This window comes from Corynebacterium sp. (assembly GCF_012838985.1).
Lineage (GTDB): Bacteria > Actinomycetota > Actinomycetes > Mycobacteriales > Mycobacteriaceae > Corynebacterium.
Genome location: NZ_DUOE01000086.1, coordinates 1 through 16,760, shown reverse-complemented (window position 1 = coordinate 16,760; position 16,760 = coordinate 1). Strand labels below are relative to the sequence as shown.

Annotated in this window: 18 protein-coding genes and 2 tRNA genes; 3 read left to right on the top strand and 17 right to left on the bottom strand. The window is 68.6% G+C overall.

What is annotated here, in order from left to right; translation table 11 throughout:
* Positions 1-168: 168 nt before the first annotated feature.
* The 5 genes from ruvB to GXZ33_RS05030 form a co-directional block, all read right to left on the bottom strand.
* Positions 169-1,230, bottom strand: coding sequence for a Holliday junction branch migration DNA helicase RuvB (gene ruvB / locus GXZ33_RS05050; RefSeq protein WP_291339786.1), 1,062 nt, complete (start codon positions 1,228-1,230; stop codon positions 169-171).
* A 9-nt stretch (positions 1,231-1,239) separates the two neighbouring features.
* Positions 1,240-1,851 (bottom strand): Holliday junction branch migration protein RuvA, encoded by a 612-nt coding sequence (gene ruvA, locus GXZ33_RS05045; protein WP_291339785.1) that lies wholly within the window; start codon positions 1,849-1,851, stop codon positions 1,240-1,242.
* Positions 1,848-2,384 carry a crossover junction endodeoxyribonuclease RuvC gene (ruvC, locus tag GXZ33_RS05040; RefSeq protein ID WP_291339784.1) on the bottom strand — a complete coding sequence of 179 codons (537 nt, stop codon included), beginning with the start codon at positions 2,382-2,384 and terminating at the stop codon, positions 1,848-1,850. The genes ruvA and ruvC overlap by 4 nt, the downstream gene beginning before the upstream one ends.
* A gap of 74 nt (positions 2,385-2,458) precedes the next feature.
* The gene (locus tag GXZ33_RS05035; RefSeq protein WP_291339783.1) at positions 2,459-3,211 is read right to left on the bottom strand and encodes a YebC/PmpR family DNA-binding transcriptional regulator; all 753 of its coding nucleotides are present in this window, start codon (positions 3,209-3,211) and stop codon (positions 2,459-2,461) included.
* A gap of 169 nt (positions 3,212-3,380) precedes the next feature.
* The gene (locus GXZ33_RS05030; protein ID WP_291339782.1) at positions 3,381-4,241 is read right to left on the bottom strand and encodes an acyl-CoA thioesterase II; all 861 of its coding nucleotides are present in this window, start codon (positions 4,239-4,241) and stop codon (positions 3,381-3,383) included.
* 88 nt (positions 4,242-4,329) lie between these two features.
* Between GXZ33_RS05030 and GXZ33_RS05025 the strand changes: the two genes are divergently transcribed.
* Positions 4,330-4,845: a DUF3817 domain-containing protein gene (locus GXZ33_RS05025; protein WP_291339781.1), complete on the top strand. Its 516-nt coding sequence runs from the start codon at positions 4,330-4,332 to the stop codon at positions 4,843-4,845.
* Between the two features lie 82 nt (positions 4,846-4,927).
* On the opposite strand, the gene pdxS is transcribed toward GXZ33_RS05025, so the two are convergent.
* Positions 4,928-5,812 (bottom strand): pyridoxal 5'-phosphate synthase lyase subunit PdxS, encoded by an 885-nt coding sequence (gene pdxS, locus GXZ33_RS05020; RefSeq protein WP_291339780.1) that lies wholly within the window; start codon positions 5,810-5,812, stop codon positions 4,928-4,930.
* Positions 5,813-5,926: 114 nt separating this feature from the next.
* On the opposite strand from pdxS, the gene GXZ33_RS05015 reads away from it, so the two are divergent.
* Entirely contained in the window at positions 5,927-7,189 is a 1,263-nt protein-coding gene (locus tag GXZ33_RS05015; RefSeq protein ID WP_291339779.1) for a DUF2029 domain-containing protein, read from the top strand.
* Here GXZ33_RS05015 and GXZ33_RS05010 read toward each other — a convergent pair.
* The 11 genes from GXZ33_RS05010 to GXZ33_RS04960 all read right to left on the bottom strand — a co-directional run bounded on the left by GXZ33_RS05010 (position 7,104) and on the right by GXZ33_RS04960 (position 16,421).
* On the bottom strand, positions 7,104-7,589 hold the full coding sequence (locus GXZ33_RS05010; protein ID WP_291339778.1) for a hypothetical protein: 486 nt from the start codon (positions 7,587-7,589) through the stop codon (positions 7,104-7,106). The two genes, GXZ33_RS05015 and GXZ33_RS05010, sit on opposite strands and share 86 nt — an antisense overlap.
* A 35-nt stretch (positions 7,590-7,624) precedes the next feature.
* Entirely contained in the window at positions 7,625-8,074 is a 450-nt protein-coding gene (locus GXZ33_RS05005) for a hypothetical protein (protein ID WP_291339788.1), read from the bottom strand.
* Complete coding sequence (locus GXZ33_RS05000; protein ID WP_291339777.1) at positions 8,071-9,141, bottom strand: glycosyltransferase family 4 protein; 1,071 nt, start codon at positions 9,139-9,141, stop codon at positions 8,071-8,073. The genes GXZ33_RS05005 and GXZ33_RS05000 overlap by 4 nt, the downstream gene beginning before the upstream one ends.
* Before the next feature lie 8 nt (positions 9,142-9,149).
* Positions 9,150-10,019 carry a phosphatidylinositol mannoside acyltransferase gene (locus tag GXZ33_RS04995; protein WP_291339776.1) on the bottom strand — a complete coding sequence of 290 codons (870 nt, stop codon included), beginning with the start codon at positions 10,017-10,019 and terminating at the stop codon, positions 9,150-9,152.
* On the bottom strand, positions 10,016-10,684 hold the full coding sequence (gene pgsA, locus GXZ33_RS04990) for a phosphatidylinositol phosphate synthase (RefSeq protein ID WP_291339775.1): 669 nt from the start codon (positions 10,682-10,684) through the stop codon (positions 10,016-10,018). Before pgsA ends, GXZ33_RS04995 begins: the two co-directional genes overlap by 4 nt.
* On the bottom strand, positions 10,677-11,246 hold the full coding sequence (locus GXZ33_RS04985) for an HIT domain-containing protein (RefSeq protein WP_291339774.1): 570 nt from the start codon (positions 11,244-11,246) through the stop codon (positions 10,677-10,679). Before GXZ33_RS04985 ends, pgsA begins: the two co-directional genes overlap by 8 nt.
* Positions 11,215-13,272, bottom strand: coding sequence for a threonine--tRNA ligase (gene thrS / locus GXZ33_RS04980; RefSeq protein ID WP_291339773.1), 2,058 nt, complete (start codon positions 13,270-13,272; stop codon positions 11,215-11,217). The genes GXZ33_RS04985 and thrS overlap by 32 nt, the downstream gene beginning before the upstream one ends.
* A 260-nt stretch (positions 13,273-13,532) precedes the next feature.
* Complete coding sequence (locus tag GXZ33_RS04975) at positions 13,533-14,774, bottom strand: Dyp-type peroxidase (RefSeq protein WP_291339772.1); 1,242 nt, start codon at positions 14,772-14,774, stop codon at positions 13,533-13,535.
* 36 nt (positions 14,775-14,810) lie between these two features.
* Entirely contained in the window at positions 14,811-15,428 is a 618-nt protein-coding gene (locus tag GXZ33_RS04970) for a copper chaperone PCu(A)C (RefSeq protein ID WP_291339771.1), read from the bottom strand.
* A gap of 2 nt (positions 15,429-15,430) precedes the next feature.
* A complete protein-coding gene (locus GXZ33_RS04965; RefSeq protein ID WP_363236930.1) occupies positions 15,431-16,000 on the bottom strand; it encodes a copper resistance CopC family protein in 570 nt (189 codons plus the stop codon).
* 349 nt (positions 16,001-16,349) lie between these two features.
* Positions 16,350-16,421 (bottom strand) — tRNA-Val (locus GXZ33_RS04960).
* 213 nt (positions 16,422-16,634) lie between these two features.
* On the opposite strand from GXZ33_RS04960, the gene GXZ33_RS04955 reads away from it, so the two are divergent.
* Positions 16,635-16,707: transfer RNA gene (locus GXZ33_RS04955), tRNA-Gly, on the top strand.
* The last annotated feature ends 53 nt before the right edge of the window (positions 16,708-16,760 follow it).

The window sequence follows — 16,760 nt, the reverse complement described above, 5'->3', positions numbered from 1 at the left end:
GACTGCATGGACTGCAGTTCCGCCTGACGACGACGCTGGCTGCGCATCATGAGGAAGGACGGCAGGATGAAGACGGCGATCACCAGTACGAGAAGAAGTAGGTCCATGGTGTGCCAGTGTGCCAGATGCCCGGGGCCCCGGACCACCTGCACCCCACGCCGGTTCCCGTCAGAACTGGCCGAGTGCGCCCTCCGGCGGTTCCAGGCCGAGGTGACGCCACGCCGCGGCGGTGGCGACGCGTCCCCGTCCCGTCCGGGCGATGAGGCCGGCGCGCACGAGGTAGGGCTCACAGACCTCCTCGACGGTGCCGGGTTCCTCGCCGACCGCGATGGCCAGGGTGTTCACGCCGACCGGGCCGCCGCCGTGCCCGCGGATGAGCGCGTTGAGCACGGAACGGTCGAGGCGGTCGAGGCCGAGCTCATCGACGTCGAAGACCTCCAGGGCGCCCTGGGCGGCGGCGAGGTCGATGTGTCCGTCGGCGTTGACCTCCGCGAAGTCACGGACGCGACGCAGCAGACGGTTGGCGATGCGCGGGGTGCCGCGCGAGCGGGAGGCGATCTCCACGGCGGCGTCGGGGTCCATGGTCACGTCTAGGATACGGGCCGCGCGGGTGACCACGCGGGTGAGATCGTCTACGTCGTAGAACTCCATCTGGGCGGTGAAGCCGAAACGGTCACGCAGCGGGCCGGTGAGCATGCCGGAGCGGGTCGTCGCCGCCACCAGCGTGAAGGGCGGGAGTTCCAGGGGGATGGACGTCGCGCCCGGCCCCTTGCCCACGATGACGTCGATGCGGAAGTCCTCCATCGCCATGTAGAGCATCTCCTCGGCGGGGCGGGCGATGCGGTGGATCTCGTCGATGAACAGGACGTCACCCTCCATGAGGTTGGAGAGCATCGCCGCCAGGTCGCCCGCCCGCTCGAGCGCCGGGCCGGAGGTCATCCGCAGGTTCGTGTTGAGTTCCTGCGCGATGATCATCGCCATCGTCGTCTTACCCAGGCCCGGGGGACCGGACAGGAGGACGTGGTCCGGGGTGACCCCGCGGTTCTTCGCTCCGGTGAGCACGAGGGAGAGCTGGTCACGCACCTTGCGCTGGCCGATGAACTCGTCGAGGTTCCGTGGGCGCAGGGTCGTCTCCGACTCCTGCTCCCCCGGCTGCATCCGCATGTCGACCTCCCGGTCGAGCTGCAGGTCCTCCGGCAGGGCGAACTCCGTGCGTTCCATGTCACTCACGCTGTCAGCCTACTTCCGGCCGAGCTGGGTCAGCGCGGCGCGCAGGGCCGCCGCGGTGTCCAGGTCCGGCTCGTCGGCGAGCACTCCCTCCACGACCGGCCCCGCGACGCGGTCGGTGAAACCGAGGCCGATGAGCGCCTCCGTGACCTGGAGGGCCACGGACTCGGCCGCCGGGGTGAGCACCGGGGTGTCGTCCCCCGCCGACTCCGGCGCCGGGACGTAGGCGGCCACCTTGTCCTTGAGTTCGAGGATGAGCCTCTCCGCCATGCGCTTGCCCACGCCCGGGATGCGCTGCAGCCCCTTCGCGTCCTCCCCCGCGATCGCCTGGGAGATCTCCCCCGCGTTGAACACGGACAGGCAGGCCACGGCCAGGCGGGGGCCCAGCCCCGTGACGGTCTGCAGCAGGTGGAACATCCCACGGTCCTCGTCGGAGGCGAAGCCGTGGAGGATCTGGGCGTCCTCGCGCACCACGAGGCTCGTGAGCAGGAAGGCCTCCTCCCCGCGGCGCAGGGTGGCCAGGGTCGACGGGGTGGCCTCCACCCGGTAGCCGACGCCGGCGCACTCGATGACGGCGTGGTCCAGGCCGATGCCGATGACGGTGCCACGGACGGATGCGATCATGACGGGTTACCTCCGGAGTTGAGCAGGGCGGCGGTGCGGGCCAGCAGCGGGGCCCGCCAGCAGTGGCACACCGCCAGGGCGAGGGCGTCGGCGGCGTCCGCCGGTTTCGGAGGTTCCGAGAGCCCGAGGATACGGGTGATCATGCTGGTCATCTGACGCTTGTCGGCGCGGCCGTTGCCGGACACGGCCTTCTTGACCTCCGAGGGGGTGTACATGTGCACCGGGATGCCGCGCTGGGCGGCGGCGAGCACGAGCACCCCCGAGGCGTGTGCCGTGTGGATGACGGTGGAGACGTTGCCGCGTTCAAACACGCGCTCGACCGCGACGACGTCCGGCCTGTAGTCGTCCATCCACTCGTTCACCGCGTCGGACAGCCGCAGGAGGCGGTCCGCCAGCTCCTCCCCCGTCGGGGTCCGCACGACGCCGACCGCCACCGGGAGAACCTCCCGGCCACGACCGGCCTGGACGACGGACAGGCCGCACCGGGTCAGACCCGGGTCGATGCCCATCACGCGCAGCCCCGTCAGATTCACTTGAACGCCTTCCCGGTCCCGCGCGGGACCCGTGTGCCAGTGTCCCCCAATTTATAGCACACGTGTCCGAACAGTCAGTCCTCGAGCGCGGCGATGACCTCGTCGGAGAGGTCCATGTTGGTGTAGACCTCCTGGACGTCGTCGGCGTCCTCGAGGGCCTCGATGAGCTTGATCATCTTCTGCGCACCCTCGAGGTCCAGCGACACCTCGACGGAGGCACGGAAGTCCTGGCCGGCCTCGTCGACGGTGATGCCGGCCTCCTCCAGGGCCTTCTTCACGGCCTGCAGGTCGGTCGGGGCGCAGACCACCTCGAACTTCTCGTCGAGGTCGTTGACCTCCTCGGCGCCGGCGTCGAGGACGGCCATGAGGACGTCGTCCTCGGTGAGCTCCCCCTTGTCCACGAGCACGACGCCCGTGCGGGAGAACATGTAGGCGACGGAGCCGGACTCACCCAGGTTGCCGCCGTTCTTGGTCATCGCGGTGCGGACCTCGGTGGCGGCACGGTTGCGGTTGTCGGTGAGGCACTCGATGAGGATGGCCACGCCGTTGGGGCCGTAGCCCTCGTAGGTGATGTTCTCCCAGTCGGAGCCGCCCGCCTCTTCACCGGCGCCGCGCTTGCGGGCGCGCTCGATGTTGTCGTTGGGGACGGAGGCCTTCTTGGCCTTGCGGATCATGTCGTCGAGCGTGGGGTTACCCGCCGGGTCACCGCCGCCGATGCGGGCCGCGACCTCGATCGCCTTGATCGCCTTCGCCCACTCCTTCGAACGACGGGCGTCGTTCGCCGCCTTCTTGTGCTTGGTGGTCGCCCACTTTGAATGGCCTGCCATCAAATCCCTTTCTCTCGGCCCCGCCCGGTGTCCCCCGCGCGCTCAGCCCGCTCGACCATGGCCCGTCGGAGGAGGACCAGGGAGCGGCGACGCGGGGTGAGCAGGGGCATCACGCTGACATGACCCGTCCGATTATACGCTGGCCGGAACCCCGGGCCTCCAGCCCCCGTCAGTCGCGCTCGGAAATCGTCGCCGGGACGGACAGGGCGCCCTCGCGCAGCGAGCGGGTGAGCCCCTCCTGGGTGACCATGGCGACGAGGTTGCCGGCGCGGTCGAAGATCCGTCCGTGGGTGAGGGCGCGGCCCGCGTGTGCGGACGGCGACACCTGGTCGTAGAGCAGCCAGTCGTCGGCACGGAAGGGGCGCAGGAACCACATCGCGTGGTCGAGGCTGGCCATCTGCACCTTGTGCCCCGGGTGCGGGACCAGCGAGGAGTGCAGCAGGGTCATGTCCGACATGTAGGCCAGGGTGCAGATGTGGAAGGTCTGGTCGTCGGGCAGCGGGCGCTTGGAGCGGAACCACACCACCTGCTGGCTCGGGGTGTACTTGTTGTGCTCGTAGCGCTCGGCCGGGACGACGTGGATGTCCCAGTCGCCCCACTCCTCGAGCAGCGCCCGGGAGGAGACCGGCAGCGTGGAGCCGCCGTTGGCCACCTCCTCCGGGTCCGGGACGGTGCGCATCAGGTCGGAGTGCTCGGGTCCGACGTCGTCGCGGACGTGGAAGCTGGCCTGCATCGAGAAGATCGTCTCGCCGTCCTGCACCGCGCGCACCTGGCGGGAGGAGAAGGAACGGCCGTCGCGGAGGCGGTCGACGAGGAAGACGGTCGGCTCCGCGGCCTTGCCCGGCGCGAGGAAGTAGCCGTGCAGGGAGTGGACGTCCTTGACCGGGTCGACGGTCTCGGTGGCCGCGACGAGAGCCTGGGCGGCGACCTGCCCTCCGAAGGTGCGCAGTAACTTCGACTCCACCGCGGGACCCCGGTAGATGTCCGTGTCGATGCGTTCCAGTCCGAGGATGTACTCGATGTCACTCATGGAGACCTACCTTACCTCCCCGAAATCAACCGGACGGTTGAGCCTGCGACCATTGAGTTTCCCGGTTCGGGCAGTAGGCTGGTCAATTATGACGACGACGACCCGGCCCGCCACCGCGCAGGGCCTCACTCCCTCGAAGTTCCACCGTTTCGCCGCAGGCCTGGAGATGTTCACCTGGGGCTTCCTCATTCTCGGCATGATCCTCAAGTACTCCGGCACGACCGAGGCGGTGGTCCCGGTCGCCGGCGGCATCCACGGCTTCGGTTTCCTCACCTTCATCGCCATCACGGTCCTGCTGTGGGTGAACAACCGCTGGACTTTCACCCAGGGTCTGGTCGGCATGGGTGTGTCGGTCATCCCCTTCGCCGCCTGGCCGTTCACCATGTGGGCCGACCGTAAGGAGCTGCTCGCGGGTGACTGGCGTTTCCGGGCGGGTTCCGGTGAGGAGCCGCGCACCTTCCCCGAGAAGGTCCTGGCCCAGTTCGTCCGCCATCCGGGCCGCTCGATCGCGGTCCTGCTGGCGGTCATCGCCGTGGTCTTCACCGTCCTCGTCATGATGGGCCCGCCCTACGACCCGGACGCCATCGCCGACTCCGTCAGCTAGCCTGCAGACTGCAGACGACGAGAACCCGCCGTACTTCAAGGGGATACGGCGGGTTCTTCTCTGTGCGGAGGCAGCGGGTGGTCTACCAGCCGCGCTCGGAGAGGCGGTGCGGGACCGGGATGTCGTCGACGTTGATGCCGACCATGGCCTCGCCGAGGCCGCGGGAGACGTCGGCGACGACCGTGGCGTCGGTGTAGTTCTGGGTGGCCTTGACGATGGCGCGGGCGCGCTGCTCCGGGTTGCCGGACTTGAAGATGCCGGAACCGACGAAAACGCCGTCGGCGCCGAGCTGCATCATCATGGCGGCGTCGGCCGGGGTGGCGATGCCGCCGGCGGTGAGCATCGGCACCGGCAGCTTGCCCTCACGGGCGACCTCGACGACGAGCTCGTAGGGGGCCTGCAGCTCCTTGGCGGCGACGTAGAGCTCGTCCTCGGCCATGGAGGTCAGGCGGTTGATCTCGGCGCGGATGGTGCGCATGTGGGTGACGGCGTTGGAGACGTCACCGGTGCCGGCCTCACCCTTGGAGCGGATCATGGCGGCACCCTCGTTGATGCGGCGCAGGGCCTCACCGAGGTTGGTGGCGCCGCAGACGAAGGGGGTCTCGAAGGCGAACTTGTCGATGTGGTTGGCGTAGTCGGCCGGGGTGAGCACCTCGGACTCGTCGATGAAGTCGACGCCGAGGGACTCCAGGACCTGTGCCTCCACGAAGTGGCCGATGCGTGCCTTGGCCATCACCGGGATGTCGACGGCGGCGATGATGCCGTCGATCATGTCCGGGTCGGACATGCGGGAGACGCCGCCCTGGGCGCGGATGTCGGCGGGGACACGCTCGAGGGCCATGACGGCGATGGCGCCGGCCTCCTGGGCGATCTTCGCCTGTTCCGGGTTGACGACGTCCATGATGACGCCGCCCTTGAACTGGTCCGCGACGCCGCGCTTCGCACGTCCGGTGGTGTTGGTGGTCACAGTTGATCGGCTCCTGTTCGACAAAAAACCTGTTTCACTCCGAAACCTTAGGCTCCCCCGCCACCCGCGTACCAATCACCCTGCTGTTTCCATGCGGGACATAGGATCTTCCCCGTGCACAGAACACTCTCCGTACCGGTGGTGTGGCTCGGGTGGATCGTCTCCCGGCTCCTCCTGCTGCGTCTCATCCTCGCCGAACCGATGCCCTTCGGCGATGTCCGCTACTACTACCGCGGCGTCAGCGGGGCGGATCCGACCGCGCTGACCGAGTACCCGGACGCCGGTGTGTGGCCGGTGCGCCTGCTGGGGTGGCTGACAGGACTGGAGGGGTTGGCGTTCGTCGTCGGGTTCCTCGCCATGAACGCGCTTCTCGACGCCGCCGTGCTCGCCCTCCTCCTCCGCCGCGGGGAGCGCCGTTTCACCGCGGGGTGGTTCTGGGTGTTCTTCGGCCTGGCGACGGGGCATGTGCTGTGGCTGCGCCTCGACCTGGTCCCCGGGGTCCTGGTGGCGGGGACCGCGGCGCTGCTGTTCACCCGTCCGGCAGTGGGGGCGGCGGTGCTGGCGGCGGCGGCCGCGGTGAAGCTGTGGCCCGCGGTCCTGGCCGCCGGGCTGGTGGGTGGTCTCCGGCGCTCCGGCACGTGGGTGCGGGTGGGCTCCTTCCTCCTGTCCCTGGTGGGACTGGCGGGCGTGACGTGGGTGACCGCCGGGTCGGGGAGGCTGCTCAGCCCCCTGAGTTACCAGGGCGACCGGGGCATCCAGATCGAGTCGGTGGCGGCGACGCCCTTCCTCCTCCGGGCGCACGGGGATCCGGAGGCGTACTGGATGGGCTACGCGGCGTCGAAAAGCTATGAGATCCACGGACCCGGCACGGACCTGGCGGTGCGGGCGGCGGACGTCGCGCTGTACGCCGTCCTCGCGTTCGCGCTGGGGTGGGCGGTGTGGCAGCTGTTCGCCGACCGGTGGCGGCCGCGGACGGCGGTGGCCTTCCTGCTGCTGCTCGTCCTCCTGCTCATGGTGGCCAACAAGGTGTTCTCACCGCAGTACATCGTGTGGGTGGGACCGTTGCTGGCCGTGTGCCTGCGGGTGAGCGGCTCCCGCCTGGTGGCGTGGACGGCCGGGCTGGCCGTCGTGGCGGCCGCGCTCGGGCTCTACGTGTACCCCTACCACTACGACGAGCTGTGGTACTCCCCCGGCACCGCCGGCGTGGAGATCGCGGTGCTGGCGGTGCGCAACCTGCTCATCGTGGTGATGACGGTCCTGACCGCCGCGTGGCTGGCCCGGGAGGTGCGTCTCAGCGGGAGACCAGCGCCGGACGCTCCGGGACGGGAGCGCAGCCGTCGAGCTTCGTCCGCCACTTCCACACGACGGCAGCGGTGAGCGCCACCAGGGAGATGACCGCCAGGTAGGGCTGCGCCGGGGCCCAGATGCCCATGGCCCCCGAGGTACCCAGGATGAGCAGCACGATCTTGTTGCACACCGGGCAGGCCACCGCGAACCAGGCGGCGAACACGCTGACCGACATGAGCGTGCCCCGTTCGGCGGGGCGCTCCTCCGGCACGGCGCAGGCGGCGTCCTCGGTGCGGCCGATGCTGAACCAGGCGCCGGTGAGCAGCGCCGTGGCCCCGAGCACCGGGTACTCCCACCAGCGGACCGGCACCTCACGCCCGAAGAGCGGGGTGGGGATGATGTCGGAGGGGATGCCGATGAGCAGCAGCGTGCCCAGGGCGGCGAGCACCCCGTAGAGGGGAAGGATCCGTCGTCCACGCCAGGTTGTCATGGCCCCATCGTGCCAATACCCCCATGGGCATGCAACTAGGTGCGGTACTCGAAGAACTCGGGCAACGGGGCCGTCCCCCCGAGCCGCAGCGCCCTGACCAGCGGACGCAGGCGCAGGGCCCGGGTGTCGGCGACCGCCTCGTTGTAGAAGCGGTGGGCCAGCTGGACACGCACCTCGGCGTCGACCAGCTGCGCGGGCAGATCACCCTCGCGAGGCGCCAGCGCGGCCGAGAGATCCCGCTCCCGGGCGATGCGTTCCTCGATCGCGCCGTGGGCCAGCGGCCGTTCCTCCGCGGCGGCGGCCAGCTCGCGGACCTCCGGCAGCAGCACCACCACCACCGCGACCCGCCGGTCCAGGGCGGCCTGCAGGGCGGCGAGGGCGGCGTCGGTGCGGATGTGCAGCCGGTTGAGGCGCTGCGCCGTGAAGTAGGCCCACAGCACCATCGCCGTGACCAGCACCGCCAGCAGTACCCACCAGATCATCAGTCCACCCCCACGACCGTGTCGTCGGCGACCGTCTCGTAGACGGTCAGCACATCCGAGGCGACCGTGTCCCAGTCGTAGCGGCGGGCACGCTCCTCCCCCGCGGCGGTGAGGCGGGCGCGGAGGGCGGGGTCGTCGAGAAGGCGTCGCAGACTCTCCTCCAGCCCCTCCACCGAACCGACCGGGAACAGCAGCCCCGCCTCCCCCGCCACCGCGGCGAAGGCCTCGAGGTCACTGGCCACGACCGCGCAGCCCGCCGCCATCGCCTCCACGAGCACGATGCCGAAGCTCTCGCCGCCGGTGTTCGGCGCGACGTAGATGTCCGCGCGGCCGAGGATCGCCGCCTTCTCCTCCTCGGAGACCCGCCCCACGAAATCGACGCCCGGCACGGTCCGCGGACGCCCGCCGCCGATGACGGTGACGCGCACCTCGCGGTCCAGCCGCTCCAGTGCCGCCAGCAGGATGTCGAGGCCCTTGCGGGGCTCGTCGAGACGCCCGAGGAAGACGATCTCCGGGACCGCGCCGGGCGTGGTGCGCGCCGCCGCGAACCGGGCCGTGTCCACCCCGTTGGGGATGAGCACCGGGTCGCCGCCGAGCTGCTCGACCTGCCAGCGCCGCGCCATCTCGGACACGGCGATGCCGCCGCGGATCTTCTCCAGCGCCGGCCGCAGCAGCGGGCGGACCAGCTGCAGCATGAACGAACCCGAACTGGAGGCGTGGTACGTCGCCACCAGCGGTCCCCGCGCCATCCACAGCGCGACCATGGAGTAGCTCGGGGAGTTCGGCTCATGGATGTGGAGGACGTCGAAACGCCCCCGGGTGATGAACTCGCGCACCTTCGTCCGCACCGCCGGCCCGAAGGACAGGCGCGCCACGGAGCCGTTGTAGCGGATGGGCACGCTGCGCCCGCCGCGGGTGACGAAGTCAGGGACCTCCGTGCGTGCCGACGCCGGCCCCAGCACCTCCACGTGGTGCCCACGCGCAATGAGAACATGGGCGAGATCAAGGATGTGGGCTTGAACTCCGCCTGGTTCATCGAAGGAATAGGGACAGACGATGCCGATGCGCATCCCCGCCGTCACCTCTCCCGGTCCGCCGGCCACTGCGGCTGCAGCATGTGCCAGTCCGCCGGGTGACGCCGGATGTTCGCGGCGAAACCGTCCGCGATGCGCTGCACGGTGGCCTCGAGCGTGTCGACGACCACCTCCTCCGACACCGACATCCCCCACCCCGCGGGGCCGTCGAACCAGCAGTGCACGACGTGCAGCGCCGCCCCCGTCTCCAGGGCGAGCTGGGCGCTGCCCCGCGGCATCGAGGTCTCCTCCCCGAAGAACTCCACCGGCACGCCGGTCCCCCGCAGGTCCCGTTCCCCCAGCAGCGCCACGACGCCACCGGCGTGCAGCACCTCCCGGAGCCGTTCGAAGGGCGGCTGCCCGCCCCCGGTGTGCGGCAGCACCTCGAAACCCAGGGACTCGCGGTACTCCACGAAAGCCCGGAAGAGCACCTCGGGACGCACCCGCTCCGCGACGGTGGTGAACTGCCCGTGATGGCGTGTGAGGAACAGCCCCGCCATGTCCCAGTTGCCGGAGTGCGGCAGGGTGAGCACCACCCCCCGCCCGGAGGCCAGCGAAGCGTCGAGATGCTCCCGACCCCCGAGGCCGGCGAGGAGACGCTGGTGGAGGGTGGGGTCGTCGAGAAGCGAGGTGAGGCGGAATGCCTCCCGCCAGTAACGCGCATAGGAACGCACGGAGGCGCGGACCAGCTCCGCCGTGACGTTCTCCGCCCCCACGACCCGCGTGAGGTTGCGGCGGAGCATGTCCATGCCGCGGCCGTCGTCGGAGGCCAGGTCGGCGCCCCGGTCGAAGAGCCACGCGGCCAGCGGCTCCGGCAGGTGGCGGACCAGCCGCCAACCGGCCAGGTACCCCAGGGCCGCCGGGTCGAGGGTCATCGGGCGCCGGCTCCCTGCGGGTCGACGTCACGGGTGCCCGGCGGCGGGGCGATGTGGTCGACCGCCTCCGGGTTGCGGGAGGCGGTGTAGAGCCGCTGGATGACGGTGTACACCGAGCCGAAGGCCAGCACCCAGATCGCCGCCTCGAGGGCGAAGGGCACGCCGAGGCCCTGCAGGCCGACGCCCACCAGGCCGATGATGAGACGCTCGGGGCGCTCGATGAGGCCGCCGAGGATGGTGAAACCGCTGGCCTCACCACGCGCCTTGACGTACGAGGTCACCTGCGAGGCGATGAGCACGACGAAGGCCGCGACGACCAGCGCCGGATAGGCGTCATGGGTGAAGATGAGCCACCAGATGACCGACGCGAAGAGCACGCCGTCGGTCACCCGGTCACACGTCGCGTCGAGGGTGGCGCCGAACTTCGTGCCACCGCCGCTCAGGCGGGCCATCGTGCCGTCGACCAGGTCGAAGGCGGCGAAGAGACCGGAGGCGGCCGCCGCGGCGAACAGGTGCCCGCTGGGGATGAGCAGTACCGCGATGGCGCTGGTGACGACCGTCCCGATGACCGTCACCATGTTCGGGGTCAGGCCGGCGCGGAGCAGCGCACGCGCCACCGGCTCCACGACGACCGACGCCGGCCTCCGCCCACGGGTGCTAAGCACGGGAGACCTCCACCCAGGCATCGGCGAGCAGCTGACGGGTGTCCCGCAGCAGCTGCGGGAGCACCTTGGTGCCGCCGAGGATGGTCATGAAGTTCGCGTCCCCGGACCAGCGCGGCACGATGTGCATGTGGATGTGGTTGCCCACCGACCCACCCGACGCCTTGCCCAGGTTGAAGCCGACGTTGATCCCCTCCGGGGACGACACCTTCTTCAGTGTCTTCACCGCAGTGGTGACGAAGCCCATGAGCTCCGTCATCTCCGCGGACGTGAGGTCCTCCAGGTCCGCCGTCTTGCGGTACGGGATGACCATCATGTGCCCGGCGTTGTACGGGTACAGGTTGAGGATCGCGTAGACCAGCTCACCGCGGGCGACGATGAGGGCGTCCTCGTCGGACATCTTCGGCGCCTCGAGGAACGGGTCGGCGGGCTTCTCCGACCCGACCGCCGGACGCTTCCTGATGTAGCTCATCCGGTAGGGGGCCCACAGGCGCGTCAGCGCATCATCCTCGCCGACGCCCGTGTCGGTCCAGCTACTGTCGGCGGGCTGCAAGGGCTGCCTCACTCGGCTGCTCGTTGAGGCGGTCGCGGACCCAGGCCTCGATGAGGTCGATCGCCTCGGCCACCGGCACGCCGTTGACCTGCGTGCCGTCCAGGAAACGGAAGCTCACGGCGTCGGCCTCGACGTCGCGGGCACCGGCCAGCAGCATGAACGGGATCTTGCCCGTGGTGTGGTTGCGGATCTTCTTCTGCATGCGGTCGTCCGAGGTGTCGACCTCGGCGCGGATGCCACGCCTGCGCAGCTCCTCCGTGACGGCCTCCAGGTGCGGCGCGAAATCATCCGCCACCGGGATACCCATGACCTGGTGCGGGGCCAGCCACACCGGGAACGCACCGGCGTAGTGCTCGAGCAGCACACCGAAGAAACGCTCGATGGAGCCGAACAGCGCACGGTGGATCATGATCGGGCGCTGCTTGGAGCCGTCCGGGGCGGTGTACTCGAGGTCGAAGCGCTCCGGCAGGTTGAAGTCCAGCTGGACGGTGGACATCTGCCAGGTACGGCCGATGGCGTCCTTCGCCTGGACGGAGATCTTCGGGCCGTAGAACGCGGCACCCTCGGGGTCCGGCACCAGGTGCAGGCCCGACTTGTCGGCCACGCGCTGCAGGATCTCGGTGGAACGCTCCCAGATCTCGTCGGAGCCGACGGACTTCTGCGGGTCCCGGGTGGACAGCTCCAGGTAGAAGTCGTCCAGACCGTAGTCCTGGAGCAGGGAGATGATGAAGTCCAGGACGGTGGTCAGCTCCTGCTCGAGCTGGTCCTCCGTGCAGTAGATGTGCGCGTCATCCTGGGTGAAGCCGCGGGCACGGGTCAGACCGTGGACCACGCCGGACTTCTCGTAGCGGTAGACCGTGCCGAACTCGAACAGACGCAGCGGCAGCTCACGGTAGGAACGGCCCCGGGAGGCGAAGATGAGGTTGTGCATCGGGCAGTTCATCGGCTTGGCGTAGTAGTCCTGCGCCGGCTTGGTGACGTTGCCCTCCGCATCCGTCTCACCGTCGAGCTGCATCGGGGGGAACATGCCCTCGGCGTAGAAGTCCAGGTGGCCGGACTTCTCGAAGAGGTCACCCTTGGTGATGTGCGGGGTGTTGACGAAGGAGTAGCCGCCCGCGATGTGCTGACGACGCGAGTGCTCCTCCATCTCCATGCGGATGGTCGCACCGTTGGGGTGGAACACCGGGAAGCCGGAGCCGATCTCATCCGGGAAGGAGAACAGATCCAGCTCGGTGCCCAGGCGGCGGTGGTCACGCTTCTCCGCCTCGGCGAGCATGTGCTGGTACTCGTCGAGGGACTCCTTGTCCTCCCAGGCGGTGCCGTAGATGCGCTGCAGGCCGGCGTTGTCCTGGTTGCCGCGCCAGTAGGCGGCCGAGGAACGGGTGATGGCGAACGCCGGGATGTAGCGGGTGGTGGGCACGTGCGGGCCACGGCACATGTCCGACCACTCGACCTCGCCGGTGCGCGGGTTGATGTTGTCGTAGGCGGTCAGCTCGCCGGCGCCGATCTCGGTCGCCTCGTCGGAGTCCGGGTCGATGTTGCCCTTGTCTGCGACGAGTTCCAGCTTGAAGGGCTCGGCGGCGAGCTCCTCGGCGGCGGCCTCCGTGGAGGCGTAGGTGCGGCGCTCGAACTTCTGGCCCGACTTGATGATCTTCTTCATGCGACGCTCGATCGCCTTGAGGTCCTCCGGGGTGAAGGGCTCGGCGACCTGGAAGTCGTAGTAGAAGCCGTTGTCGATGGCCGGGCCGATGCCCAGCTTCGTGCCTGGGAACTCGGCCTGGACGGCCTGGGCGAGGACGTGTGCGCAGGAGTGGCGGATGACGCCGCGTCCCTCCTCCGAGCTGGCCGGCACGGGGGTGAACTCCGCGTCGACCTCCGGGGTGTGGGACAGGTCGCGGAGGTTGCCCTCCGCATCCTTGACGACGACGATGGCGTCCGGGCCCTTGTTCGGCAGATCCAGCTCCCGCATCGCGGTACCGACGGGGGTGCCGGCCGGGACCGTGAACGAGGGGAAGGCGGGGGCGGTGGTGTTCACCATGAGTGTGCTGCGCTCCTTAACTTGCGCTCACGCAGGCGGCGGCATACCTGGCCGCTGCCTGCTCAACATGTCGGGCACGGCTGCTGCCCCGGGTCCCCGAGGGGACACGCAGGGTGCAGTCGCTTCGGCAACATACTACCCCGCGCGGGCGCGGGTTCCTGCAGTGGCGCGACCCTCCCGCACCGACCTGCCCCGAACAGCAGAAAGGCGCGGCACGGGGACCACCAATGTCCCGTGCCGCGCCAGATTCTGGTGGGGCTTTAAGCCTCGAGGAGGCGCTGCCCCCAGTAGGCGTCACCGGTCGAGCCGTCCTCGCTGGTTCCCGGCGGGATCCAGTAGACGGCCGAGCCGATGTGGGTGATCCACTCGTTGAGGCGGTCGGCCTCGTCGAGCCGCTCCTGGATCGGGTGGTACTGCAGGACCGGATCCTTCTGGTAGCACAGGAACACCAGGCCCGAGTTGGACAGCTGTTCGCTGCCCGGCTCCGGGGCAATGTCGTAGTTGTAGGGACGGCGCAGGATACGCTGCTCCGGGTGTCCCTCCGCAGGCTTGGCGCGGAAGATGTGGCTCTGCTGGTCGATGACCGGAAGGCCGAACTTGTCGGTGGCCGAGTAGTCCGGCTCGTCGAACTCGTCCTCACCGGTCAGGGGTGCACCGGTGTCGAGCTTCCTACCCATGGACTCCTCACGGGAGGGGCGGTCGAGCATCTCCCAGGTGTCCATGTTCATGTTGATGCGGCGGGCGACCAGCGAGGTCGAACCCCGCATCCACTCCGGGACGTCGTCCTCGATCCACACCTGCTCGTCGAACTCCTCGTTGGAGCGGGGGTTGACCGTACCGTCGACCTGTCCGAAGAGGTTGCGCGGGGTCTCCCCCGGCTTGTGTGCACCGTCGGCGCGCAGGAAGCCCTGCTGCATCCAGAACACCCGTGCGTAGTCCATTCCGGAACGCACGAGGTGACGGGTGGCGTGCGCGAGCATGATGGGGTCGTCGGCACAGACCTGGACGACCAGGTCCGTCTGGCCCCACTGATCCTCGAGCTGGTCCAGCTTGTAGTCAGGAAGCGGCTGCAGCCACTCGGGTCGCTTGTCGACGGCGTCGATCACCTCGAACACCCGCGGGCCGAAGCCGCACGTGATGGTGAGGTTCGACGGAGCGACCACAAGCTCCGGCTCCAGACTGCCCAGCGGGGTCTCTCCGGTGCACAGGCGCCGGGAGTCCTCCGTCCAGGATGTCATGAGACGGGCCACCGCCCCCTTGTCCACCCCGTCGACGAGGTTGAATCCGACGAGGTTGAGGTTGGCCTGGGCGGGCGTGGAGATGCCCGCCTGGCGATGCCCGTCAAAGGGGACGATGGCGTCGTAGAGCCGGGTGTCGGCGCCCGCAGCGGCGGTCATCTTCCCCGCGCCCTTGTCCTGCGGGCTGGCGCACGCCGCCAGGGCGGCACCACCTGCCGTGACGGACAGGCCGGTGAGAAAGCCGCGACGGGACAATGCTGACATGTCTGTTATTCCACTTCCTGAGTTGTGTGCTGGAGTTTAGTTCTCGGACTCGGCGTCGTCGGTCTGGCCCATCTGGTGGCCCTGCAGGGAGCCGTCGGAGCCGTAGCTCTCCTCGCCGGAGGCGATGGTGCGGACCGGCAGGTCCTTGATCTCCTGGGTGGAGCCGTCGCCGAACTCGATGGTGATGTCGATGGTGTCGCCGGCCTCGATCGGCTCGTTGTAGTCCATGAGCATCATGTGGTCGCCGCCCGGCTTCAGCTCGTACTCCTGGCCTGCCGGCAGCAGGAAGCCGCCCGGCTTCATCTGCATGACACCGTCGACGACCTCGTGGAGCTCGTAGGTCGGGACGTCGAGGTTGGAGGTGAATCCGACGACGTTGATGTCCTCGTCGCTGTTGTTGGTGAAGATGCCGAAGATACCGGTCATGTCCTTCTCCGCCGGCTTGGACTTGACGAAGCCCTCGGTGAAGGTGACCCACTCGGCGTTCTCGCCCTCACCGACGATGGCGGTGGTCTCCGTGGTGGTGGTCGCGGTGGTCTCGGCCGCAGTGGTGGCGGTGGTGGTGGTGTCCGCGTCACCGTTGTCGGAGCAGCCGGCGAGTGCGAGAGCGGAGACAGCGAGAACAGACAGTGCGATACGGCCTCGGGTGAACATAATTACTCCTGGGTGGTTTTCTGGCCCCGTGCGATCGCCATGACGATGACGCCGAGGATAGCGAGTATGCCCACGCCTGCAAGGATCCACGTGAGCGGGTTCTGCAGCACTCCGCTCTCCCCCGCTGCGTCGGACGCGACATCCGTGGTCGACTCGGCGGCAGTGGATGCCGCGTCGCGCTCGCCGGCCACCGTGAAGGTGGTCATGCCGCGCGTCGAGTGACCGTCGGAGGACGTGATCTGGAAACCGATGCGATAGTCACCGGGCCCCGGGTTCACATCGGTCGGCACAGCAATGCTGACCATGCGTCCGTCAATGGTCGGGGGTCCGGAGAAGAGGATCTCCCCGGACTCGATGTCCGAGATGGCGAAGGTGTTGAAGTCCAGCTTCACGTAGCCGGAGAACTCCAGCTCAATGATCTCCGGGAACTCCTCGACCACATCCCCGTTGTCGGGATTGCCGCCGATGACCAGGTCATGGGCCGGCGACACCGGGGCAGCCAGAACCATCAGGCCGGCGGTGGCTGCCGCGGCCGTGAGATTCCGGAACTTGTGGATAAGGGACTTCGTCACAGAGTGCTTCACCTTCGCTCGGAAAAACCGGAATGTGGATCAGGGCATACGATACCCACAGTGCGCGGGCATCAATAGAGCTGTCGTCGTGGCGTCGGACATAGTTCCCGCCGCCACTGTCCGCGGCGGGATTTTCATTCAATTCCACAGGTGCCGGTCATCCCCCACAACGCGCAGACCTGCAGATACATTCCCGATCAGCGGAAATTGTGATCTACCACACCTGATACTGAAAAAGGGTTGATCCCCATACCCTCCTTGGGTATACAATGTTCCGCCACTTTTCGACGCCCCCGGGAACGCGGAAAGCCTCCGGCCGACTGCTGTCGACCGGAGGCTTTCCCTGCGGTGGTCCTAGCTGGGTTCGAACCAGCGACCTTTCCGGTGTGAACGGAACGCTCTTCCACTGAGCCATAGGACCTTGTGCGATAAAGAACCTTACACGGAGAGGCGCAGTTCGGCCTAATCCGCAGGTCACGCCACTTTCCGGGCCGGGAAGCGCCCCCGAATGACATCAACGTAATTCTGACCCTTCCCGACGGCCCGGAACCATGCTCCGACCTGGCGATTTGTGTTCTGACAGCGGATGAGGATAAAGTTTTGACTCGCACCACGGCAACAGCCACGGTGCAGTGCGGATGTAGCGCAGTTGGTAGCGCATCACCTTGCCAAGGTGAGGGTCGCGAGTTCGAGTCTCGTCATCCGCTCTCATTTCACCGGGCCAATCGGTATGAAATGAACCCGCGCGATTAGCTCAGCG

Bases quoted from the DNA above. Each gene is read 5' to 3' on its own strand.
- ruvA (WP_291339785.1), bottom strand. From the start codon at position 1,851: ATGATCGCATCCGTCCGTGGCACCGTCATCGGCATCGGCCTGGACCAC.
- GXZ33_RS05035 (WP_291339783.1), bottom strand. From the start codon at position 3,211: ATGGCAGGCCATTCAAAGTGGGCGACCACCAAGCACAAGAAGGCGGCG.
- GXZ33_RS05030 (WP_291339782.1), bottom strand. From the start codon at position 4,241: ATGAGTGACATCGAGTACATCCTCGGACTGGAACGCATCGACACGGAC.
- GXZ33_RS05025 (WP_291339781.1), top strand. From the start codon at position 4,330: ATGACGACGACGACCCGGCCCGCCACCGCGCAGGGCCTCACTCCCTCG.
- GXZ33_RS05010 (WP_291339778.1), bottom strand. From the start codon at position 7,589: ATGACAACCTGGCGTGGACGACGGATCCTTCCCCTCTACGGGGTGCTC.
- GXZ33_RS05000 (WP_291339777.1), bottom strand. From the start codon at position 9,141: ATGCGCATCGGCATCGTCTGTCCCTATTCCTTCGATGAACCAGGCGGA.
- GXZ33_RS04995 (WP_291339776.1), bottom strand. From the start codon at position 10,019: ATGACCCTCGACCCGGCGGCCCTGGGGTACCTGGCCGGTTGGCGGCTG.
- thrS (WP_291339773.1), bottom strand. From the start codon at position 13,272: ATGGTGAACACCACCGCCCCCGCCTTCCCCTCGTTCACGGTCCCGGCC.
- GXZ33_RS04975 (WP_291339772.1), bottom strand. From the start codon at position 14,774: ATGTCAGCATTGTCCCGTCGCGGCTTTCTCACCGGCCTGTCCGTCACG.
- GXZ33_RS04970 (WP_291339771.1), bottom strand. From the start codon at position 15,428: ATGTTCACCCGAGGCCGTATCGCACTGTCTGTTCTCGCTGTCTCCGCT.